The 23,143-nt window shown below is 62.8% G+C and carries 15 protein-coding genes and 1 tRNA gene; 4 read left to right on the top strand and 12 right to left on the bottom strand.

The window, feature by feature from the left end; translation table 11 throughout:
• Window positions 1-130: 130 nt before the first annotated feature.
• The 7 genes from LDN90_RS06495 to LDN90_RS06465 form a co-directional block, all read right to left on the bottom strand.
• Window positions 131-2,794 carry a LuxR family transcriptional regulator gene (locus LDN90_RS06495; RefSeq protein ID WP_223948415.1) on the bottom strand — a complete coding sequence of 888 codons (2,664 nt, stop codon included), beginning with the start codon at window positions 2,792-2,794 and terminating at the stop codon, window positions 131-133.
• Between the two features lie 38 nt (window positions 2,795-2,832).
• On the bottom strand, window positions 2,833-5,574 hold the full coding sequence (locus tag LDN90_RS06490) for a LuxR C-terminal-related transcriptional regulator (protein WP_223948414.1): 2,742 nt from the start codon (window positions 5,572-5,574) through the stop codon (window positions 2,833-2,835).
• A 131-nt stretch (window positions 5,575-5,705) separates the two neighbouring features.
• Entirely contained in the window at window positions 5,706-6,290 is a 585-nt protein-coding gene (gene pth, locus LDN90_RS06485) for an aminoacyl-tRNA hydrolase (RefSeq protein ID WP_223948413.1), read from the bottom strand.
• Between the two features lie 179 nt (window positions 6,291-6,469).
• Complete coding sequence (locus tag LDN90_RS06480; protein WP_216926882.1) at window positions 6,470-7,045, bottom strand: 50S ribosomal protein L25/general stress protein Ctc; 576 nt, start codon at window positions 7,043-7,045, stop codon at window positions 6,470-6,472.
• A gap of 303 nt (window positions 7,046-7,348) precedes the next feature.
• On the bottom strand, window positions 7,349-8,329 hold the full coding sequence (locus LDN90_RS06475) for a ribose-phosphate diphosphokinase (protein ID WP_159697849.1): 981 nt from the start codon (window positions 8,327-8,329) through the stop codon (window positions 7,349-7,351).
• A gap of 2 nt (window positions 8,330-8,331) precedes the next feature.
• Window positions 8,332-9,831 (bottom strand): bifunctional UDP-N-acetylglucosamine diphosphorylase/glucosamine-1-phosphate N-acetyltransferase GlmU, encoded by a 1,500-nt coding sequence (gene glmU / locus LDN90_RS06470; protein WP_223948412.1) that lies wholly within the window; start codon window positions 9,829-9,831, stop codon window positions 8,332-8,334.
• 124 nt (window positions 9,832-9,955) lie between these two features.
• Window positions 9,956-10,027: transfer RNA gene (locus LDN90_RS06465), tRNA-Gln, on the bottom strand.
• A gap of 263 nt (window positions 10,028-10,290) precedes the next feature.
• On the opposite strand from LDN90_RS06465, the gene LDN90_RS06460 reads away from it, so the two are divergent.
• Window positions 10,291-10,890: a TetR/AcrR family transcriptional regulator gene (locus LDN90_RS06460; protein ID WP_216926931.1), complete on the top strand. Its 600-nt coding sequence runs from the start codon at window positions 10,291-10,293 to the stop codon at window positions 10,888-10,890.
• A 781-nt stretch (window positions 10,891-11,671) separates the two neighbouring features.
• Here LDN90_RS06460 and LDN90_RS06455 read toward each other — a convergent pair.
• The 5 genes from LDN90_RS06455 to LDN90_RS06435 form a co-directional block, all read right to left on the bottom strand.
• Entirely contained in the window at window positions 11,672-13,501 is a 1,830-nt protein-coding gene (locus LDN90_RS06455; RefSeq protein WP_223948411.1) for an ABC-F family ATP-binding cassette domain-containing protein, read from the bottom strand.
• 36 nt (window positions 13,502-13,537) lie between these two features.
• Complete coding sequence (locus LDN90_RS06450) at window positions 13,538-14,530, bottom strand: 4-(cytidine 5'-diphospho)-2-C-methyl-D-erythritol kinase (RefSeq protein WP_223948410.1); 993 nt, start codon at window positions 14,528-14,530, stop codon at window positions 13,538-13,540.
• On the bottom strand, window positions 14,527-15,408 hold the full coding sequence (gene rsmA / locus LDN90_RS06445) for a 16S rRNA (adenine(1518)-N(6)/adenine(1519)-N(6))-dimethyltransferase RsmA (RefSeq protein WP_216924961.1): 882 nt from the start codon (window positions 15,406-15,408) through the stop codon (window positions 14,527-14,529). Before rsmA ends, LDN90_RS06450 begins: the two co-directional genes overlap by 4 nt.
• Before the next feature lie 26 nt (window positions 15,409-15,434).
• Window positions 15,435-16,577, bottom strand: coding sequence for a resuscitation-promoting factor (locus tag LDN90_RS06440; protein ID WP_216924960.1), 1,143 nt, complete (start codon window positions 16,575-16,577; stop codon window positions 15,435-15,437).
• A gap of 292 nt (window positions 16,578-16,869) precedes the next feature.
• Entirely contained in the window at window positions 16,870-17,766 is an 897-nt protein-coding gene (locus LDN90_RS06435) for a TatD family hydrolase (protein ID WP_223948409.1), read from the bottom strand.
• A 158-nt stretch (window positions 17,767-17,924) separates the two neighbouring features.
• Here LDN90_RS06435 and LDN90_RS06430 point away from each other — a divergent pair, with 158 nt between their 5' ends.
• Genes LDN90_RS06430 through LDN90_RS06420 form a run of 3 tightly spaced genes read left to right on the top strand, consistent with a single transcriptional unit; the run spans window position 17,925 to window position 23,074 of the window.
• Window positions 17,925-19,013: a MoxR family ATPase gene (locus LDN90_RS06430; RefSeq protein WP_223948408.1), complete on the top strand. Its 1,089-nt coding sequence runs from the start codon at window positions 17,925-17,927 to the stop codon at window positions 19,011-19,013.
• 12 nt (window positions 19,014-19,025) lie between these two features.
• The gene (locus LDN90_RS06425) at window positions 19,026-20,579 is read left to right on the top strand and encodes a DUF58 domain-containing protein (RefSeq protein WP_223948407.1); all 1,554 of its coding nucleotides are present in this window, start codon (window positions 19,026-19,028) and stop codon (window positions 20,577-20,579) included.
• Window positions 20,576-23,074: a DUF3488 and transglutaminase-like domain-containing protein gene (locus tag LDN90_RS06420; RefSeq protein ID WP_223948406.1), complete on the top strand. Its 2,499-nt coding sequence runs from the start codon at window positions 20,576-20,578 to the stop codon at window positions 23,072-23,074. The genes LDN90_RS06425 and LDN90_RS06420 overlap by 4 nt, the downstream gene beginning before the upstream one ends.
• Window positions 23,075-23,143: the final 69 nt, after the last annotated feature.

The following is a 23,143-nucleotide window of genomic DNA, read 5'->3' as shown; positions in this document are numbered from 1 at the left end:
CCTTTGAACGGGCACTACTTGGTCCGGGCAGGGGTAGGGCGCGGGTTACTCCATTGATTGGTGATAATTGGTAAAATACCGCAACCACGTGGTGGTTGCGGGCGTCCGGGGCTACTGAAATGGCCGCGCGTCAATTGCGGACAGCGGCCCCAAGGTCCTCGCGCCGGCGGATGCCCAGCTTGGCATAGCTGCGGTACAAGTGACCCTCCACTGTGCGGACGGAGACCATGAGTTTCTCTGCGATCTGCCGGTCAGTGAGTCCGGAAACGGCCAGCGCCACAATATCCTGTTCCCGCCGGGTCAGTGGCACGGAACGGTCTACGTCGGTGTGGGGGTCGTGGAGCTGTGCGTCGCCCAGGCTGGCCTCGCTGACGTCGCGCAACACGGCCGCCTGCCGCGCCTCGGGCCGTTTGCCCTCTGCGTCAAAGGCAATGGCAGCCCTATCGAAAGCTGTCGCCGCCGGCCCTGGCATGCCTCCGGCGGCCAGCAGGTTGCCAGCGTTGACGAATGCTTCGCCGGCGCCGTTCACTTGGGCGGTCGCCAACGTGTGCCAGCCGCCTGCCCACGCCCCAGCCATTGAGGAGGCAGTTTCCTGGATGGCTTCCATGACCTGCATGTCCCCCAGCTCTGCCCTGAGGACCAGGTTCTGGAGCAGGACACCCGGAAGCTGATGCAGGTGCGTGGAATCAGGGAGGCTCCGCAGTCTCTCCAGCCCTGATCCTTTGTTCACATACTCCTTGGCGGCCAGGGTGAAGATCTCAGCCAGGGCTTCAACATAGGCGCCGCCTGCAGCCGGGATCACCGCTGTATCCACGGACAGGCGTTGGGCCAGTTCATTGTTTCCTGACCGGGCTGCAGCATAGAACGCCAGCGCGTTGCCTAGGCGGCGCAGCCTCTGCGGGTCCTTCACACGGAGGGCCTCCACCGCGGGAGTCAGCGCAGCGCTTGCTTGTTCCAAACGTCCCTGCCGGAGCAAGGACAATCCTTTGATCGCCTGGATATCACCACCGAACGTTATGAGCCCCATGGCGGAGCTGGCTGCGTAGCGGTTCAGGGCAGTCTCGGCTGCCGCCCAGTCCCCGGACTCCAGCGCGGCCAAGGCATAACGGACCAGGATGAAGTCGGTGAAGTACAGGAGGTCGTCATGGTGTTCATCCAGCAACACCAGCGCTTCCCGGCCCATCTCCAATGCCTGCACGGCCTGGCCCTCCACCATCAGGAGCTCGCACTGCATGGCCAGCAGGAAAAGCTGGTTCATGACGAAATCCGGTTCGTCCACGGCCAGACCTGCCTGGAACGTGGCAAGTCCCTCACGAAGCTCCCCATAGCGGCCGTCATGGGCCAGCGCCGCCAATTCCAAAGCTGCCGCATGGCGTCGGATCTGCTGGACCACAGGGTCCTGCGCGCTGAGGCCCGCCACCAGTGCGTCAGCGGCAGAGTGGGCGTCAGCCAGGATGTCGCCCGAGCTGTCCCCCATTGCGGACCTTGCAGCTCCCCACAGCAATCCGGCGCCCAACGGCCCGGACGGATCGGCGTCCAGGAACCCGGCATCTTCTCCGAGCAGTTTCACGGCACTGCGGTAGTCGCCGTCGTTGTATTTGACCATTGCCATCACGGCACGGGCACGGGGGCGCAGCGCTTCGGAGCGAACCTTGGCAGCGGCCTCCAGCGCGAGTGGATTCTGCAGCAGTTTCGCGGCAAGGAACGCTGCCCGCAGCAGCTGTTCGTCGTCGACGTCGGCACCACAGTCCAGCGCCCAACTCACCATTCGGAGCAGTCCCTCCGCCGTGGATGGCTCCGCGGGCAGGTGCTGGACCATGCGCTGGCGGATCTGGAGGCTACGGGCGGGCGAAACGATGTGGCGAAGCGCCTCACCATACATCGGGTGCCACATTTTCAGCGGACTCCCGGCGCCATTGCTGGAAATCACGAGCCTGTTGTCCATCAGCGAGCGCAGCGTATCCCTGCCCACAAGCGCGTCGAGTACGGCCGCGGGGACCGGTTCGGACAAGGCGATGATGTACATCGCCTCCCGTTCAGCCTCGCTGGTTCGCAGGACTCTGTTCCGAACCACCTCAGAGAGGCCCTCGCCGGTGCCGGAGAGGGCCCTCGTGAGGAACCAGACGCCATTTCGACGCACCAGGTTTCCGTCAGTTCTTGAGTCTTCCAAGAGGCAACGGAGCAACAGGGGGTTGCCCTCCGAGACCGCATGTAAAACATCTGTGGTGCTTGCCATGACCGAGCCCCCTAATGTTTTCCCGGCGAGCTCGGCCACTTCTTCCTTTTCCAGCGGATGGAGTTCGAATCGCTCCGCCAGGCCGTCGTACCAGAGCTGGAGCAGGGCAGGAGGAAGTCCTGGCCGAGGCCTGCTGGTCGCCACGAGCCTCGCCCAGCCGGCCGTCACCAATTCGGCCAGAATCTGTGTGCTGGCCTCATCGAGATCATGGGCGTCGTCTACAACCAGAAGGAGCCTTGCACCTTCGCTTCCCCGCCTTTTCTCGAACTGGGACCAAAACTCGCGCAGGATCGCCACCGGCGAGGTGGCTTGTTCCACGGGCAGGTCCAGGAGATAGGGCGCCAGGACACCGAAAGGAACAGCGGACAGCGCGGGACTTCCGTGGATCCGCATCACTACCATTTCGCCGGCCAAGCGCGCTGCGATCTCCGCGGCCATGGCCGTTTTGCCGATGCCGGGATCGGCAAGGAGCAGGACGGCCCCCGCCCCCTCCTGCCTCAATATTTCAGTTGCGAGATCCAACTCCGCGTCCCTGCCAACAAGGTGCTCAGCCTGCATGGGCACGCACCCGGTTGACGGAAACTACACTCCTCGACTCACAGGAGACCATTGAGCTCGCCTCGCGATGAGACGCCGAGCTTGGTAAACACTTGGTACAGGTGCCCTTCGACGGTCCGCACAGACACCCCAATATCCATAGCGATTTCACGATTGCTGACACCCTTTCCGGCCAGTTTGGCAATTTGCCGTTCGCGCTCGGTCAACACCGGCGCGTCACTGCGTGGTTGGATCGGCAACGCCGAAACCGATTGCTCCAGTCGCTCAAGCCTAAGCTGCGCGGTCCTGGCAGCAGTGGTTTCGCCGGCATCACGGGCAAAATCAAGGGCGATAGCCACGCATCTGGCTTCGACAACCAACAAATCCAAGGCCGCTGCGGCATCGGCGGCGGCCAGAAGAGTACGGGAACTCCTATTCAGGGATCCCCGCGCAAGATCACGGGAGATCTCTGCCAACGGGCCCTGGCGGTTTTCGGCAATCTCTTGCAGCAATCTGTACTCGGCGTCCGTGCCCTCCACGGTTGCCCCGAAGAGGCAGATCCCGGCAGTTGTGAAGCGCTGCTTGGCAACGTCCTGATGGACCCTGGCCAGCAGCCGCTGTTTGACGTCCGGGTCCCCCATCCATCGCCCTGCCATTTCAGCGCAGAACTCGGCAACGGACTCGGAGAAATATGTTCCAACACCCCGGCAGGTGCGGTACAGGTCAAGGTAACGTCCGGCTTCGAGTGAATTCCCCAGCTGTGCATAGGCAAAGGCGGTAGCTGCGTAGGCAACCTTGACCATGTTCATTGCCGGCCGGAGCTCAAGCTGGGCGGCGGCGGAACGCAGGGGCTCGATCGCGCAAGAAGGCTTCCCGGCGTAAGCGTACGCAAGGCCCACGCCCAGTTCGGTGATTGCACCCCGGTACTGCAGGCGCGAAGGTGTGGAGGGCGTCCGCCGCATGAGCTCGATGCATTTCCGCCATTGTCCGGACAGCAGCAGCACTCCGAAAGCTTGCCGGGCGAAAGACTCCTCCAACTGCGCCGGCCTGTCATTGTTCCCCAGCTGCCGGGACACAGTGCGTGCCAATTGCTGCGCTTCCAGTTCCCGGCCCATCACGCAGCGGGCTTCAATGAGGCAAAAGGCGGATCTGAGCCAGTGTTCCCGGTCCATAGCCGGGTCCTTGGCCAGTTCCTCTTCCAGGTCCTCGGCCACAGTTGCGTACTCGCCCATATACGTCTGGTATTCGTAGTTGCAAAGCAGGAGGCGGTTCCGGGCCCGCGTGATCATCTCCGGTGGGTATTTCTCCGGATTCGAAACCATGGCCTCCAAGGTTTCACCCGCTGCCGCGATCACTCCGGGCACCATTGCCGAGCGGCCGTCAATCCATGTCATGGCCTGGCATTTAGCCGCCGTTACTTCTGCAAACTCCATTGGGTCCAAAGCTGTTATGTGTGCCTCTGACACCTCATCCAAAGCCTGGGCCGCGTGCAGGGGCAGATCCAGCATGAGGTAGGCAGCCGACCGTAGGCGCTGCCCCGGCACCCATTCAGGATCTTTCGGATCAAGGGAGAGCGTGCATTGGATGGCAAAGTTGGGGTCGTAATCATCCAGGGCCGCCCGTCCTGCTGCCAGCGCGTGAGCGGGCGACGGCGACGGTTCGTCCTCGCAGGCATGCATCCACGCGGCGTAGCTCAGCAAATCCTGCGGAGCCAACCCACCCAGCTCCGGCTCCTTGGGTCCAAGAAGCATCAGCCTCAGCTCGCGACGGCGCCGGGTACTTAGCCAGCCCCGAACAACCTCGCCCACGTAGGCATCGCGAAGGGAAACCCAGTGCTCGCCGTTCCGGTCAACGTTGAGCAGCCCGGATTCCTCCATCTCCACCAGCACTTCCGTGCCAAAGATCGCAGCCAGATCCACCAGAGTCGCGCGCTGCGCGCAAGCGAGGACCTCGACGACGGTCCGGTTGGCCTGCGGTTCGCGCGCCAGCCTGGAACGGACAAAATCCTCCACAACAGTGGCGCCCTCAAGCTTGATCCGGTCCCTGAGCGTCCACACGGAATCGTTGAGGACCAGGTTGCCGGAATGGCGCTGCTGGTCCAGCAGCGCGTGCAGGAGCATCGGATTCCCACCGACGGCGGAGTGGAGTGAGCCAACCAGCGTCGAGGAAACGTAGTGGCCCAGCACCGAACCGAGAATCTGCTTCGTCTGTTCTTCGCTGAGCGTGTTCAGATGGACTTCGCCCAGTTGCTCCTCAAGTACCAGCCGATGAAAATCAGCGGGGAGATCGCTGGAGCGTTGAACGGTGGCGATCACCTTTGCCGTTCCAGTGGCCATCAGATTCAGCAGCACGCCCGTACTCATGGGATCCATACCGCCGGCATTGTCCACGATAAAGACAGTCTGGCGGCCCGCGGCTTCTGTACGGATCAGGGTGGTAATCGCGTGGAGAATGCCCGTGGGCGAACTGACGGCCTCGGACGGCAGTCTCGCCAGGAGGAATCCGAGGCACCCGTAGGGAGTCTGGCCATTGGCGACTGTGTTGCGCAATTGCAGGCTGTGGATTTTGGGGCCCAGCGAGGAAATCACTGCCCGGGCCAAGCCCGACTTGCCGATTCCCCGTTCGCCCGTGAGCACCACACCGTACGATTCCGGGGACTCAAGGTGCTTGGTGGCCCGGGACAGATCCTGGCTCCTGGCCAACAATGACCATGTTTGCCGATCGGATGGACCGCCAACAAGGTCCGGGGCCGCAGCCCTCGCTGCGCCTCCACCGCCTCTGCTTAGCAACTCCGCCGACATTCGCATCCTTCGCTACAACATCCGCGACGGTCCCCCACCGCTTACCTGCGTACCATGCACACTACCTCCGGGCGCCGACAGTTTGTAGGGCTAAGGGCGCCTCGTATCATCAGGCTTTCCTCAAGATTTGCTCAAGATCTTGCGGCATGATGCTTCTGCTGCGCCGCCAACAGCCCCTCATTGACCAGCAGTTCCACGGCGTCGGCCGCCTCATCCAGCAGAAATGGCAATTCCTTCTTCTCGGCCGTTGCAAAATCCCGCAGCACAAAGTCCGCGGTATCCATACGTCCGGGAGGCCGGCCCACCCCTACTCGCACGCGTAAATAGTCCTTTGTTGCCAGCGCCTTGGAGATATCGCGGAGGCCGTTATGACCACCCTCGCCGCCACCTATCTTGAGCTTGACCGTGTTGAAGGGGATGTCGATCTCATCGTGGACAGCAATCACGTGGTCCGGCACGATGTCGAAGAATTTGCTCAAGCCCGCCACAGGACCACCCGAAACGTTCATGTACGTCATCGGCTTGGCCAGCACTACCCGGGGCCCGCCAATCCCCAGCCGACCCTCCACTACCTGCGCCCTGGCCTTGTGGGTCTTGAACTTGCCGCCCATCCGCGACGCCAGCTCGTCAAGCACCATCTGGCCCACGTTGTGCCGGTTGTCGCTGTACTCACTGCCGGGGTTGCCAAGGCCAACTATCAGCCAGGTGTCAGTCATGGTCTCATCCTAGGGAATCTGGTCAGGAAATCCGGTCAGCCAATCCGCTGGGCGAATTTTTCCGGCCGGGTATCGGGATCGCGAAGGCTCGCGGAATTACGCGGGAGGGGAAGAAGAAAGTGGCCGGGACCCAAGGGGACCCGGCCACTCAAAAAGCGTTTGCCTTATGCAGGCAAAGACTACTCAGCCGCTTCTGCGGTGGTTTCTTCTTCAGCTTCAGAAGCGGTCTCGGCGATACGGACCACCAGGGTGTCGCCTTCAGTGAGCAGGGTGGAACCCTTCGGCAGGACGAGGTCCGATGCGTGGATGTTCTCGCCAGCCTTGCGGCCTTCGATGTCAACCTCGACGGCGGTGGGAACGTGGGTTGCCTCGGCCTCAAGGGAAACCGTGGTGGCTTCGAGGCTGGCGACAGCACCCGGAGCAACTTCACCGGAAACGTGGACGGCGATGTCGACGGTAACCTTCTCGCCGGCCTGGACGGTCTGGAGGTCAACGTGCTCGATGATCTGCTTAACCGGGTCGCGCTGGATGTCCTTGACGAGCGTCAGGTGCTGCTCGCCGTCGACGTCGATTGCCAGCAGGGCGTTGGAAACGCGGACGGCCAGGGTGGTGGCGCGGCCGGGCAGGTTGATGTGGATCGGCTCTGCGCCGTGGCCGTAGATGACAGCCGGGATCTGGCCGGCCATGCGTGCGCGGCGGGCAAAACCCTTGCCGAATTCGGTGCGCAGTTCTGCGGTGAGCTTCTGCTCAGACATGTGTACTCCTTGATTACTGTGGCGTCCGGGAAACTCCGGACAAGTCGATCAGCAAGGGCGGAGGTCTGTGGACCTTCTACGCCCGGCGACCGTTGCTGTCCAGCAGCAAGCCCGCCTGTGTCGAAGGAGATGCAGACCCAGTCGATAACGGAGACCCGCAATTCCGGTTCAAAACTCGCACCGGATGTGCTCTCCCTCGCCAAGGTATCCCCAAGAGTTTACCAGCGGATACCTTCATTATTGAAAACGGGCCATCCACGCGCCCGGAGGCGGCGGATGACCCGTCATGTCAGTAGTCCGGCGTCAGGCTTTGCCGTCGAACAGGCTGGTGACCGAACCGTCGTCGAACACTTCACGAATGGCACGCGCGATCAACGGTGCGATGGACAGCACCGTGAGCTGCGGGAAACGCTTCTCTGCCGGGATGGGCAGGGTGTTGGTGACAACCACTTCCCGTGCGCCCGAATCAGCGAGGCGCTGCGCTGCCGGGTCCGAGAAGACGGCGTGCGTGCAAGCGATGATGACATCCTTGGCGCCAGCGTTCTTCAGGACCTGGACGGCGCCGGAGATGGTTCCACCGGTGTCGATCATGTCGTCAATGAGCACGCAGGTGCGGCCTTCAACCTGGCCAACAACGGTCTTGGAGACGGCCTGGTTGGGCACGGTGAGGTCGCGGCTCTTGTGAACGAACGCCAGCGGGGCACCGCCCAGGCGTTCCGCCCACTGCTCGGCGACGCGGACGCGGCCGGTGTCCGGCGAAACAACGGTGATGTTGTCCGCCTCCACCTTGGTGCGGATGTAGTCGGCCAGCAGCGGGATCGCCATCAGGTGGTCAACGGGGCCATCGAAGAAGCCCTGGATCTGGGAGGTGTGCAGGTCCACGGACATGATGCGGTCCGCGCCGGCGGTCTTGTACAGGTCCGCTACCAGGCGGGCGGAAATGGGCTCGCGGCCGCGGCCCTTCTTGTCCTGGCGGGAGTACGGGTAGAACGGTGAAACAACCGTGATCCTCTTGGCAGAGGCGCGCTTGAGGGAATCGATCATAATCAACTGCTCCATAAGCCAGTTGTTCAGCGGGGCCGGGTGCGCTTGGATGACGAACGCATCCGTGCCGCGGACACTCTCAGCGGAACGGACGTAGATTTCCCCGTTGGCGAAGTCATAGGCGTCGATGGGCAGGAGCTCTGTCTCCAGCTCCTTCGCGATTTCCTGCGCCAGCTCCGGATGTGCCCTTCCGGCGGCGAGAATCAATTTCTTCTCGCCGTGTGCGGTAATTTCGCTCATGCCTATTTGCCCTCTTCTGTGGTTGCTGGGGATTGTGAGGAATTGGAGGCGGGGGTCAGCAGGGAATCCTGCGCGGCCTGGGCCAGTTTCGCTGAGACGGTGCCAGGGCGGTTGGCCTGCACCCAGCCTTCGGCGTTTCGCTGTGCGGCAAGGCTAACTGCGAGGGCTCCCGCGGGGACGTCCTTGCGGATGACTGCACCGGCACCGCTGTAAGCGCCGTCACCCACGGTCACGGGAGCTACGAAGACAGTGTTTGAACCAGTCCGCACGCCCGAGCCGATCACCGTGCGGTGCTTCTTCTCGCCGTCGTAATTGGCCGTGATGTTGCCGCAGCCGATGTTGGTGTCCTCGCCAATTTCAGCGTCACCTGCATAACCGAGGTGCGACAGTTTGGAACCACGGCCGATGGTCACGTTCTTGGTTTCGTAGAAGGCGCCGATCTTGCCCGTCTCCCCCAGCACTGTGCCGGGGCGAAGGTACGTGAACGGTCCAACACTTGCGCCGGCACCGATCCTGGAACCCGAGCCATGCGTGCGGGTCACCTTGGCACCTTCGCCCACATTGACGTCGGTCAGCGTGGTATCGGGACCCACGACGGCGTCCCTCGCCACGGTGGTGGAACCGTGCAGTTGCGTATTGGGCAGCAAGCGGACGTCTTCATCGAGCCTCACCGTGGAGTCGATCCAGGTGGTGGACGGATCCACGACGGTCACGCCCGCCCGCATCCAGGACTCGACGATGCGGCGGTTAAGCTCGGCTCCGAGGGCGGAAAGCTGGATGCGGTCGTTGGCGCCCTCAACCTGCCAGCGGTCCTGGGTGACGACGGCGGCAACCCGGCCACCGGCGTCGCGCGCCAGCCCGAGGACATCCGTGAGGTACATCTCGCCCTGCGCGTTGTCAGTGGTGACCTGCGTCAGCGCGTTGCGGAGCACAGAGGCGTCGAAGGCGTAAATGCCGGAGTTGACCTCTAGGATGGTGTGCTCGGCTTCGCTTGCATCCTTGTGCTCGCGGATGCCGGTTACCGTGCCGTCTTCGGCACGCAGGATGCGGCCGTAGCCCGAGGCGTCGTCCAATACCGCAGTGAGCACCGTTACGGCGTTGGCCTGGGCTTCATGCGTTGCCACGAGTTCACTGAGCAATTCGCCGGTCAGCAGGGGAACATCCCCATACGTGACAACCACAGTGCCGGTAAGTTCTGCTTCGGCGTCGAGGGCCTTGAGGGCAACCTCCACAGCGCGTCCCGTGCCGGGGATCTCGTCCTGGTCAACGATCACGGCTTCCGGATCCAGCGCGGAGACGTGTTCTGCCACGCGATCGCGCTCGTGCCGGACAACAAGGGCAAGTTTGAGGGGGTTGATGGAACGGGCGGCGAGGAGGGCGTGGCCCACCATGGAGAGGCCGCCGATTTCGTGGAGAATCTTGGGAGTCCGCGATTTCATTCGCGTCCCGGCACCTGCAGCCAAGACGATGACTGCTGCGGGACCGGTGGTTTCGGGGCTCACGTACTGGCTCTCCTTGCTCGGTTTTATCCCGGGTAACCCGGCTTCGGAATGCTGCCATTCCAACTATGGACCCAGGCACCGTTCGAGCTGTTCCAGGTACAGAGTGGAGCGCATTTTCCGACCGTTCCGCCCATAGGATTCGAACCTATACTCCACGGCTCCAAAGGCCGGGGTGCTGCCATTACACCAGAGCGGACCGTGCATGCTCGCACCCCCAGGCGGCAGGGCCTGACGGTCTCCCGGGTCACCGGGATGCACACACAAGAACCTAGTTTGCCATGACCTTTGCATGGTTCGCGACTTGACCCACTCTGACGGCTCTCCAGATGCCCTTTTACGGCCCGCCCCGATCAGCGGCGCCGCGGGTTAGGGCATGATGGACACGTGAGCAAGCGCACTGAACTTCCCCGGCCCGCAGCCACCCTCGAGCCTCTGGGAGACCGCCCTATACGGTTAAGGATGACGGGACAACAGCGCCGCTCCCAGCTCATCGGCATTGGCCGGGCGCACTTCGCAGCCAAGGGCCTGGACGGCACAACCATTGAAGAGATTGCCGCCAGCGCCGGCGTGTCCAAGCCGGTGATCTACGAGCATTTTGGGTCCAAGGAAGGTCTTTACCGGCAAGTTGTCGAAACCGAATTCCGGATACTCCTGGACTCCATCACCGAGGCACTGAGCACTGAGGCCAAACCCCGCGTCCTGGTGGAGCGCGCTGCACTGGCACTCCTTGGCTATATCGAAGAACGCACCGACGGCTTCCGGATCCTCATGCGCGACGCACCTCCCTCCCAGCCCGAGGGCGCCTTCTCCACGCTGCTCTCCCACGTCACCGCGCGTGTGGAACACCTGCTCTCCGACGAATTCGCCCGCCGTGGATTCAGCGCCGCGGATGGCGCCATGTACGCGCAGATGCTCGTGGGAATGGTGGCGATGACAGGCCAATGGTGGCTCGATAGTCGTGAGCCGGACAAACGGGCCGTTGCTGCACACTTAGTCAACCTGGCTTGGAACGGACTGACCGGGCTGCAGAAAGAACCCGAGCTCCGCTCCGACGGCTGATCCTCTCGCACTTCCCAGCCACTTTCGGGCGTTCCTCTCTCACATCCCCACCGCTTCCAGGCGTTCCTCTCTCACATCCCAACCACTTTCGGGCGTTCCTCTCTCACATCCCAACCGCTTTCGGGCGATGCGCTCTCACATCCCAACCGCTTCCAGGCGATGCGCTCTCACATCCGAACGCCTCCCCCAACCGTTGCGGTCGGACACTACTCGCTGACCAGTGGGGTACACCACGGAATCGCATTGCGACTCCAGGGTCTTGGCAGAAGCAAGCCGCCGCGAGCGGGAAATGAAAGAGCATCCGCCAAGAATTGGCAGGATGTGAGAGAACATCCGGGTCCTTAAACCAGCCCCCGACCGAAACTTCTGCTGAAGCGCTGAAAAGCACGCTGCCGGATGCCCGCCACAACGTTGCTTTCACATCCCGAGTGACCAAGCGACCCGGGCCGCTTTCAACATCGAAGCAACAAATCCACGCCAAATCAGGCTCCACCGCCAGGGGGATACTCGCCCGAACGACGGCTAAAACCCTGTGGGAGGTGAGAGAACGTTCCGCAAAAGCCCGCTGGACGTGAGAGAACGTTCCGCAAATACCCGTCGGACGTGAGGGAACGTCCGGAAAACACCCGCGGGATGTGAGAGAGGGTTTGCAGCAGCGGCGGGCATCCGGAAGCGTGCGTCAAAGGCGAGGAACGAGCAGCACGCGGAGGATGCGCGCCGCTGCGCCGCCGGCTGCCACTCGCCAGCTGTTACTCGCGACGGCAACACCGCTGGCCGCGCCCTACTCGCCGAGGATTTCGGCGGCCTCCAGCCACTCGAGTTCCAGGCCCTCTTTCTCATCGAGCAACTCCTGCAGCTTCGCGTTGAGCTCACCCAGGGCATCGAAGTCGCCGGATTCGGACTTCGCGGCCATTTGGGTGTGGAGCTTTTCTTCCTGCTGGGCTATCTTGCCGAGCTGGCGGTCGATCCTGTTGAGGTCCTTGCGGGCTTCACGCTTTTCGGCCTCGCTGGCGCCGGAAGCAGCACCAGACGCGGATGAACCGCTGGCGGCAGTCGGCGCACCGGATCCGCCGCCAACAGCACCGGAGGCAAGTGCCGCTTCACGCAGTTCAAGGTATTGGTCCACTCCGCCAGGCAGGCCACGGAGTTTGCCGTCGCCCAGAAGTGCCATCTGGTTGTCCGTAACACGCTCCAGCAGGTACCTGTCGTGGCTCACCACAACCAGCGTCCCGGGCCAACCGTCCAGGACATCTTCGACGGCGGCCAAGGTGTCGGTATCGAGGTCGTTGGTGGGCTCGTCGAGCATCAGTACATTGGGCTCCCCTACCAGCAGGCGCAGGAGCTGGAGTCGACGCCGTTCACCACCGGAGAGGTCCGAAACGGGTGTCCACTGCTTTTCCTTGGTGAACCCGAGTTGTTCCACGAGCTGTCCGGCGGTGAATTCCTTGCCACCCACGCTGAAGGAGCGCTTTTCGCGTTCGATGACCTCAATGACGCGAAGGTCCGAGACGTCGTCGAGCTCCTTCACGTCCTGCGTGAGCACGGCGGTGACTACGGTTTTTCCGCGCTTCACCTTGCCGGAACTCGGCTGGATTTCGCCGTTGAGGAGCTTGAGCAGCGTGGACTTGCCGGCACCGTTGACGCCCACCAAACCAAGTCGTTCGCCAGGTGCGAGGCGCAGGGTGATGTTGTCGAAGAGTTTCTGCCCATCGGCCCCGTCGAGGAAGTCCAGGCTCACGTTCTCAAGGTCCAGCACGTCTTTGCCCAGGCGGGCGGTGGCCATCTTGCTGAGGGCGACGGAGTCCCGGGGATCGGGCACGTCAGCAATGAGGTCGTTGGCTGCTTCGATCCGGAACTTCGGTTTTGCGGTTCTGGCGGGGGCACCGCGGCGAAGCCACGCCAGTTCCTTTTTGACGAGCTGCTGGCGCTTGTTTTCGACGACGGCGGCCATCCGGTCCCGCTCGGCGCGCGCCAAAACGTAGGCGGCGTATCCGCCGTCGAACATGTCCACCATGGCGTCGTGGACTTCCCAGGTGTAGTTGCAGACTTCATCAAGGAACCAGCGATCGTGCGTGACCACCAGGAACGCGCCTTGGTTGGCGCGCCAGCGCGTCTTGAGGTGCTTTGCCAGCCAGGCCACGCCTTCGACGTCGAGGTGGTTGGTAGGTTCGTCCAGCATGATGACGTCGTGGTCTTCGATGAGGAGCTTGGCCAGCGCGACACGGCGCTTTTGCCCGCCGGATAGTGCATGCACGTTGGCATGCCAGTCGACGTCCCCAACCAGCCCGCCCATGACTTCGCGGATCTTGGGATTGGCAGCCCATTCGTGGTCAGCGCGGTCGCCAACGATCGCAGCGCCCACTGTCAGGTCGCCGTCGAGCACGTCGCCTTGGTCGAGGTAGCCGACGTTGACGTCCCCGCGTTTGGTAACGCGGCCGGAGTCGGGCGTCGAGCGTAAGGCGAGCAAACGCATGAGGGTTGATTTTCCGTCACCGTTGCGGCCGACCATGCCGATGCGGTCGCCATCCTCCAAACCGAGGGTGACGCCGTCGAGGACAGTGCGGGTCGCGAACGAAACGGTGAGGTTTTCGCCGCCAAGCAGGTGGGCCAATGGGTACTACTTTCTACTGCTGGAATGCGGGAGCTACTAAAGGAGGGTATCGGAGATGATCCGGGCGCCGGGCACAGGTCCGTGGACGGCAACTGCAGTGTGGCCTCGATGGGTCAGCTCTTCAGCGAGGACGCTGGCGGACACCGAGTCCCTGGCAAGCAGCGCGATGGTGGGCCCGGAGCCGGACACCATCCCTGCCAACGCGCCCCGGGCTTCACCCAAGCCGATGGTGTCCCTTAGCTGTGGGGCAAGCGCGATGGAAGCCCGCTGGAGATCATTGATCAGCACCCGGCTGAGGGCCTCGGGATCGCCGTGGCGCAGGGCTTGGAGGATGGTGGGGTCAACGTCAACGGGCTCCGGGATTTCTACTCCTTCGGAGTCGCGGAGGCCGTCCAGTGTGTGGAAGACGTCAGGTGTGGAGAGCCCGTAGTCGGCAAATACCAGCACCCAGTCCATTTGTGCCTTCGCCAGTGCCGGCGACAATTTGTCGCCAACACCGAGTCCGACGGCGGTCCCGCCCAGGAGCGAGAAAGGAACGTCTGCGCCCAGTTCGGCTGCCAGGTGAGCGAGTTCTTCGCGGGAAAGCCCGCTGTTCCACAGGGCATCGCACGCAAGCAAGGTAGCGGCGGCGTCGGCAGAGCCCCCACCCATCCCTCCGGCAACCGGCACGCGCTTGGTGATTTCAAGGTGGACGCCGGTTGGTTTCTCGGAGAGCTCAGCCATGATGGCTGCCGCCTTGTAGGCAAGGTTGCGTTCGTCCAGGGGGATATCGACGCCGTCCAGGTCCAGCGTGCTGTTGGGGCTGATGCTGACGGTAATTCCGTCAGCCCCGGTGCTGGTGGCCGCCACTTCCTCGTACAAGGAAACGGCCAGGTAGACGCTTGCCACGGAGTGGTAGCCGTCGGGGCGCAAAGGACCGACGCTCAGGGAAACGTTGATCTTCCCGGGCGCTTTGACCCGGACAGTCCGGGCATGGAAGCGATCGCCCACGTATGGCAGGCCGCTGGGTTTGCGGGTATTCGGACTCATGCGTCCGCTGGGTGGCGGGCTTCGGCAATCCGGACGTAGGCAGAAATGTCCAGGACCTCGCCCCGGGCTGTGGGATCAACGCCTGCGGCGACAAGGCATCGTTCGGCCTCTGCCGCGCTGCCTGCCCATCCAGCCAACGCTGCACGTAGGGTCTTTCGACGCTGGGCAAAAGCGGCGTCAATGACAGCAAACACCTGCTCCCGGGTGGCGTGCGTGGCGGGTGGGTCATGGCGCGTAAAGGCAACGAGTCCTGAGTGGATCTTCGGAGCAGGCCAAAACACGTTCATGCCGATCACGCCGGCCTTGCGCATGTGCCCGTACCAGGCAGCCTTGACCGAGGGAACGCCGTAGATCTTGCTGCCGGGAGTTGCTGCCAGGCGGTCTGCGACTTCGTCCTGCACCATGACCAGTCCGTGCTGCAGGCTCGGGAAGTGTTGCAGCAGGTGAAGCACCACGGGGACGGCCACGTTATACGGGAGGTTGGCCACGAGTGCTGTCGGCTGAACTGGCAGTTCCGTGACCCTCATGGCGTCCGAAAGGACCAGGTGGAAGTTCTCTTCTGCCTCTGGCCGCCATGCACGAACGGTTTCGGGGAGCTTCCTGGCGAGCACGGGATCAATTTCAACGGCCACAACAGTCTTGGCCGCATCAAGCAGCCCAAGAGTCAGGGAGCCAAGGCCCGGGCCCACCTCAAGCACGGTTTCCCCGGCGTCGATATTGGCGGCTGAGACAATCCTGCGGATCGTATTACCGTCAATGACAAAGTTCTGGCCCAACGTCTTGGTGGGGCGGACACCGATTTCCTCGGCTAACCGTCGGATGTCTGTGGCGCCCATCAAAGGCACGACGGCGGCGGGTTCGGAATTCGGTTCAGTCACCTAGGTATCGTATCGCCTGTGCGGGGTCACGCTGCGTACGCGCAGCCCCAGTCGCTGAGGCCGTTCCTGGCGTAGAGGCGGTTGGCGATATCGATCTGCTGTGCTTTGGTGGCAAGGTTGGCGGTGGGGGCGTAGGCGCCGCCGCCATTGGCCAACCAGGTGGGGCTGGAGAACTGGAGACCGCCGTAGTAACCGTTGCCGGAGTTGATGGACCAGTTTCCACCGGACTCACACTGGGCGATCCTGTCCCACATAGCCTCGTTCGGTGCGCCGGTGGGACCACTGGAAGTGGCAGCCTTGGCAGCGACGGGGCGTGCCTTCGTTCCGACCGCAATCTTTTCGGTAACGGGCTGGGTGGTGACATTGCTGGATACAAGGGTGCGGGAAGCTTCACGGCCATCCACCAGGACCAGCTTGAAGGTCTTCACAACGGAACCTGCGACGCCCTTTTGGGTCACTTTCTCGTCGCCCTTGTAGAGTTCGGCACTTTCGGTGCTGACGCTGTCGAACGGCACTTCCTCAGTGGCTTCGGCGGTCTTGCTGGTGTCCACGCGGGAGACCTTGATCACCATGTCCTGGATGACCGGTGCGTTTCCGGGCTGGGAGACGCGATCGCTGGCGCCCAGGGTGACTCCGGCATCCTTCAGGACGCTGGCGACGTCCGGCGCCGTCGTGGTGGTGCTGGTGTCCTTGCCGTCAGCTACCAAGCTGATCGTCTTGGGTGTGGAGATGGAAACGAAGGAGCCCGTGACAGCCAGCGAAGCGTCCTTCGGCTGGGAGATTTCGGAGGAGCTCGCAACTCCCAATTCACTCACCAGGCCGGCAACATCCGGTGCGTTGGTGTTGACGGTCTTGCGGGCGCCGTCCAATTCGATGGAGACGGCCTTGGCGAGATTGATGTTGACTACCGAACCGTTTTCCACCTGGGTACCAAGATCCGGTGAAACACGGTCTGCGTCCTTCAGCTCGACCTTGGCTGCTTTGACCACTTGGTCAACCGTGCCGCCGAAGGTCTGGATGGAACTCACCTTGCCATCAACGTTCAGGGTGATTGTCTTGTTGTTGCCGACGAAGGCGACAACACCGACCACCAGCGCTGCAACAACCAGCAACTGGGCACCGACTTTGAGAAAGCTGAACTTGCCATCCGTTGTGAAGAACTTGATCACGATTGCCCATAACTCTCAGACCATCCGGGCACGGGGAAAAGCGCAAAAAATAATGCCAGCCGCAAAACTGAGGGGCCAGGCAAAAAGCCTGGTCCCACCTCTGCTGCCGGCATCTGCGCCGCCAAATACATTCAACTAAAGAGCCCGGACGGATCCGGACCAGTTTTCCGAAGGCCTTCCCCGACCCCGGCTACTTGTTGTACACAGTAACCGATCTGTTATAAACGGACCAAGAATTCTGCATACCGGGTATTCAAACGAGTTCACATCCGAAGGGCTTCAAGGCTGACGATCAGCCCCAGGATCCGTAGGCATTTACGGTATTTTCAGCCAGCCTGGCGCAAAGTTCCGAAAGGTCATTTTCTGTCACTTCCGCCATCGAGCGAACTGTGTACGGCACCATGTAGCTCGCATTTGGCCGGCCACGGTACGGGTGTGGCGTGAGGAATGGCGAATCTGTTTCCACCAGGATCCGGCTGGGCTCCGCAATAGACAACGCTGCCCTAAGGTTGCCGGCATTCTTGAATGTCATTGTCCCCGCAAAGGACATGTACCAGCCATTGTCATTGCACGTGCGGGCGAGTTCCTCGCCACCGGAGAAGCAGTGGAAAACTACCCGCTCGGGGGCGCCTTCCTCGTTCAGCACCTGCACTACGTCATCGTGGGCGTCGCGGTCGTGGATCTGCAGCGTGAGGCCAAGCCGCTTGGCGATGTCGATGTGCCTTCGGAAGGAATATCGCTGATGTGCCAGGCCCTCGCCGTGGGTTCGGAAGAAGTCCAATCCTGTCTCGCCGATGGCACGGATCCGCGGATGGGCGGCCAGTTCTTCGATCTCTGCCAGCGCCGATTCTAGTTCCCCCCGCCCGGCGTAGATAGGTGCGTCGTTGGGGTGGATGGCAACGGCTCCCAGCAACCGGTCATCGGCCTGTACCGCTTGCACCGTGAAGCGCGACGATTCCAGGTCGCAACCAACCTGGATCGCCCCTTGGACACCAACCGCTTCGGCGGCATCCATGGCGTCCGCAGCGCCGACTTCGATCAAACCGTGCCGGAAGTCCAAGTGGGTGTGGTTGTCCATTACCGGGACGGGAAGCGGTTCCGGGGCTGGCGGGTACTCTTTGCGGGAATCCGATGCTTCTGTTGCACCGGAGGACGCGCGGTAGGGAGCGGGGGCGAGGGAATTGCACATGTTCCCACCTTAATCGGACCGCGGTCCCCTGCGCTTCGAGACAAATTCCAGTTGGCACATAAATTCGCGGAGCACTATGTCAGGGACGGCCAAAGTCTGGGTAGTCTGGAACGGACAGACGGCCGACACCGGCGTTGGCCACGGCTGAAGGGCAATCCATGGAGTCCAAGCGACAAGTCACCGTTGAACCTTCCCCACTTCAGGGCGAGGCGTACAGTGCGCTGCCCCGGGATGCCGCCTTGCTCAATGGACACAAGCCGCAGGTCATGGACGCCGAACGATTCCACGATGCCAGCGAGCGCATCCTGGCATCCATTGGCAAGGTCATCGACGGCAAGGCGGACGCTGCAAAGCTGGCCTTGACAGTCCTCCTGGCCCAGGGCCATCTCCTGCTGGAGGATGTGCCCGGTGTTGGCAAGACCCTGTTGGCGAAGACACTGGCCCGGACCGTGGACTGCACGGTGTCCCGTATCCAGTTCACCCCGGATTTGTTGCCATCGGATGTGACGGGCGTGTCCATCTACAACCAGTCTTCGCGGCAGTTCGAGTTCCGGCCGGGTGCCGTGTTCGCGAACATCGTGATAGGCGACGAAATCAACCGGGCCTCGGCCAAGACCCAATCCGCGCTCCTGGAGTGCATGGAAGAGCACCAGGTGACGGTTGACGGCCATTCGTACCAGCTGGGATTGCCGTTCATGGTGGTGGCAACGCAGAATCCCATCGAAATGGAGGGCACTTATCCGCTGCCCGAAGCCCAGCGCGACCGCTTCATGGCCAGGATTTCCATGGGCTATCCGGACACGGATGCCGAGATCGAGATGTTGGAAACGCATCAGGCAGCCTCTCCCCTCATCAACGTAACCCCAGTGGTCACAGCGGCCGACGTGGCAGCGATGATTGCAGCCGTCCAGCAGGTCTACGTGTCCACGGCCATCAAGGAATACACGGTGGCGATTGGCCGGGCCACGCGTGAAAGTGCCCGCCTTCGACTCGGCGCGAGCCCGCGGTCCTTGCTGCAGTTGCTGCGCGCCGCGAAGGCCACGGCAGCTTTGGATGGACGCGATTTTGTCCTTCCCGACGACGTCGTGGACGTCGCCGAATCGGTGCTGGCCCACCGCATCATCCTGGACCGCAAGGCCGCGAGTTCCGGCGATACGCCCCAAACCGTCCTGCGGGGCATCCTCGCTTCCCTCCCGGTTGCCCAGGAACCGCCTGGCGCGTGGCGCAGGGACAAGCAAAGCGCATAGGAGACAGCGGGCATGGCACTCGTGGATCGGCTCCCCAAGCATTTGTTCACCAGCCGCGGATGGGGATTGCTCGCCGCCGGTGTGGTCTCGCTGGTCTGCGCTTACATTATGGGCAGACGTGATCTCCTGACTCTGGCCGTCTTCTTGTTCATCCTGCCACTGGTTGCCCTGGCCGGTGTGCGGGTGTTGAAACCCAAGTTCCAGGTGTACCGGGAATTCAATCCCTCCACCGTGGAAACGTCCACGGCCACCACTGTTCGCCTGGCGGTTGCCCGCTCCACGTTCTCCACCGGTCACGTGATCATGGAGGAACAACTTCCTCCACGGTTCGGTGATCCGCCCGCTTTCCGCTTCCCGGCCCGGTCTGCAACCGGCGGCACCAGCCGCTACGAATACCATCTGCGATCCGGCAAGCGGGGACAGTTCCGGATAGGTCCAGTCACTGCAGAGTTCAGCGACCCCTTCGGCTTGTCACTGCGGCGCCATGCGATCGACGACGGCGACCTCCTCACCGTGACGCCGGCCGCCGTCGAACTTCCCGTAACGGGACTCGCCGGGGCGCGTGGGAACGATGGCGTCACAGCTACCCGTATCAGGGCGAACCCCAGCGACGACGACATCATGACCCGCGAATACCGGCATGGGGATCCGATGCGCCGTGTCCACTGGCCCGCCACGGCGCGGCACGGACAGCTCATGGTGCGTCAGGAGGAATCGGTCACCACTCCGGAAGCCACCATCATCCTTGACCAACGATTCGCGGCCTTTGCATCCGGCAGTGGCTCGGTTTTCAGCTCTCACGACGACGACTCCGACCTCGTGACCAGCCCGAATTTTGAGTGGGTTGTGACAGCCGCAATGTCCATCAGCGCGCACTTGGCCGAACGGAACTATTCGCTGCGCGTCCTGGACGCCTTCGGCAGCCCGGCCTTCATCCGCTCGCCGTCGGCACCGGACCCGGGCGTGGAAGAGTTCAGTGGCGTCGCTGGCCTTCATGCCATTGCCGAAGGTTTGGCCGCCATTGAGTTGAGCGGACCAAAGCACCACTGGGTTGACCACCACAGGGCGGGTGAAAACAGTCCGGAACATTCCCGGCGCACCCCTGAACCCAGCGGTTCCATGCCTAACCGCTTTACCGGGGCATCGGAGGTACACGGCCAGGAAAACGTTGATTCCGTCTTCGACGACCGCCTCATGGACAAGCTCGCTGCACATCGTTTGCGCGGCCCGCTCCTTGCCTTGCTTGGCAATCTGACCCTGGCCGAGGCCAAGGCGCTTGCTCCGGCGGCCGGCTATGGCGCCAACGCCTTCGCAATAGTAGTAACGGACCCTCAAAGCAGCACCGAGTCCCGCAACCATGACTTCCGCAACCCCGACTCACGCAACCCGGACTCCCGAAATAAGGACGATGTCCTGGAAACCTTGAGGCAAGGCGGCTGGAAGGCTGTCTCCGTCACGTCGAAGACACCACTGACAGCGGCCTGGTCAGCCTTCGACGAAGGCGGCCTGCTGGTTGCTGCGAGCGCGGCAATGGACGTACGGCGCGGAGCGGCGGTGCCGCGATGACCGCCACGTCCCATCGTGGGTCCCCCACGACGTACCGGGGAGGCCCGTCCCAGCAGGTTCCAAGCGGAGAAGCGCCCGGCCCCACTCCAACTTCACGCCCGCAGGCTCCCGGCCTCTACCCCTGGATCATGGCTGGTTCCGTGGCCGTCGCCGTTCTCGGTGCGGCCCTCTCCCTGAACGGAGTCTTCAGGGGCTGGGCCTGGTTCATGCCCCTGATCACCACCGTTGTAGCGGTGGCCCTGACGCTTGCCATCCTGCGGACCCTCCGTATCCAGCCCTTGGTTACCACGCTGGGCGCCTTGGCAGCGTTGGCCGGGATACTCAGTTTCACGTTCTGCCGGCAGGACAGCTTCCTGGGCTTTATTCCCACCACCGGGACCTTTGCCGCGGTAGGCCGGCTCATCAAGCGGGCCGCCGAGACGGTCGTGTCAGAGAGCGCTCCGGTAGCCCCAAACGCCGGGATTGTCTTCATCACTTGTGCCTGCCTGGGTCTACTGGTGATCCTGATCGATGCTTTGGCCGTCCCGCTATCGATGCCGGCAGCCAGTGGAGTCGGGCTCATTGCGGTCATGGTGGTTCCTGCAACCATCAAGCCGCAAAGCGTAGGTGTCGCAGGATTCGTTGGGGCCACAGTGGGATATCTGCTCATTCTTGGTTGCAGCCATTGGTTCGCCCCTGACGCCAGGCTGCAGTCCGGAGCACCACGAAGTTCCGGCCAGATCAGGCGCTCCCTGGTGACGGGGGCACTGGCCCTGGGTTTGGCATTGGTTGTTCCGCTGGCCATTCCGGGGTTTGAAACCGGCACCTTCCCGCAGGGTTCACGGCTGAGCCCATGGGGTACCTCGAACGGCCTCAATCCGATGATCACATTGGGTAACAGCCTCCGGAGTCCCACGGGGGCAGGACGCATCACGTACTCCACCAGTTCCAGTGCAGCCACCTACCTGAGGTCCGTCACTGTTGACCACTTCGACGGCGAAACCTGGGCACCGGATGACCGCTCCGCCACACGCAGGGCCGGGGTGGACCGGATAGAGCCGGGTTACTCCATCCAAGGTGAAGTCGTGAACGCGGTGACGTCCATCAACGCGGGCTTGTTCACCAGCCCGTACTTACCGGCACCGTTTGCCCCGGTGTCCGTAAATGGGCTGAACGGCCGTTGGACCTGGGATCCGGCCACCCTCAGCATCATGAGCACGGAATCGAGCACACTGGCCCAACGGTATGTGGTGTTCTCGGCCGCACCCAAGATCACTGCACAGGCCCTGTCCCAAGCCACGGGTAAGCCAAAGTCCATTTCGGACGACTTCCTCCGCGTTCCAGGGAACCTGCCAAGCATTGTGCGCCAGACGGCGGAGCAAGTCACGTCTTCGGCAGGCAACAACTACGCCAAGGCACTGGCCATCCAGAAATACTTGCGCTCCAGTGAATTCACGTATTCCCTTCAGGCTCCGGTGCAAAACGGGTATGACGGTAACGGGTTGTCCGTGCTGGCGGACTTCCTGGCGGTCAAGAGCGGCTATTGCGTCCATTTCTCCTCCGCCATGGCGGTGATGGCCCGCGTGGAGGGCATCCCCAGCCGCATCGCGGTGGGGTACGCACCCGGCCGGCTGACGGGCGAGACCGTGGCTTTGGTTGGCCAGGGATCGTTCCCTGAGTACGAGGTAGACGCCCGTGATGCCCACGCGTGGCCCGAGCTCTACTTCGAAGGACTGGGATGGGTGCCCTTTGAGCCGACTCCGTCGCGTGGCGTTGTTCCGGAATATGCCACCGAGTCCTCGGTCCCGGGCAGCCTGAGCACAAATGCTGACGAGAAGGACGTTCCAGGCACCGCAGTGACGCCTCCCCCGAGCACCTTTCCGCTGCCGGGAGGTGACGCGCAAACTGCTGGCTCTGCGCCAAGCGACCCTCTGCCAACGGTTATTGGCACGATTGCGGCAGTGCTGTTGCTGGCTGCTTTCCTTGGCTCTCCGAGGTTGAGCAGGGTAGTCCTGCGACGGCGCCGGCTAAACCCCAAGGAACCAGCGGATCGTGGATCACCGGGGCACCAAGACTCCGCAGCTCTCGCATGGGCAGAGTTGCAGGACCTCGCCACGGACTATGGCGTACCGTCCACGCCCAGTGAAACGCCAAGGCACTTTTCTTCCCGGCTGCGTTCAAGTTCAATCCTGGGTGAGGCCGGGGGTCTCGACGACGCCGCCCATGCCGCCGTCGCTTCACTCACCGCGGACTTCGAACGGCAACGTTATGGTCGCCCCATGGAGGCTGCCTCCCCGGCGGCGGCCAGGATCGCCGTCGTTCGTGAATCGTTGCGGAACAATACCAGCTGGCTGGTCCGCTTCCGCGCCACCTGGTTGCCGCCGTCGCTCATGCGCCGCTGGTTCCACGCACTCGGTGCCCCCTTCCGTGCTGTGGGGTCCCTGTTCCGGCGGACCGGGCAAGGGATTGCCAGATCGTGGCGCGCGCTCAGGGGACTTCTTCCGCAACGCCGCTAAGGCCGCAATCCCACCGTGGGAACAGCAAAGGGCCCGACTCCGGAACTTATGGCTCCGGAGTCGGGCCCT

It is taken from the genome of Arthrobacter sp. NtRootA1 (genome assembly GCF_019976975.1).
Classification (GTDB): Bacteria; Actinomycetota; Actinomycetes; order Actinomycetales; family Micrococcaceae; genus Arthrobacter; species Arthrobacter aromaticivorans.
Note: the sequence above shows the minus strand (reverse complement) of the source record. Positions and strands in the feature narration are given on the sequence as shown.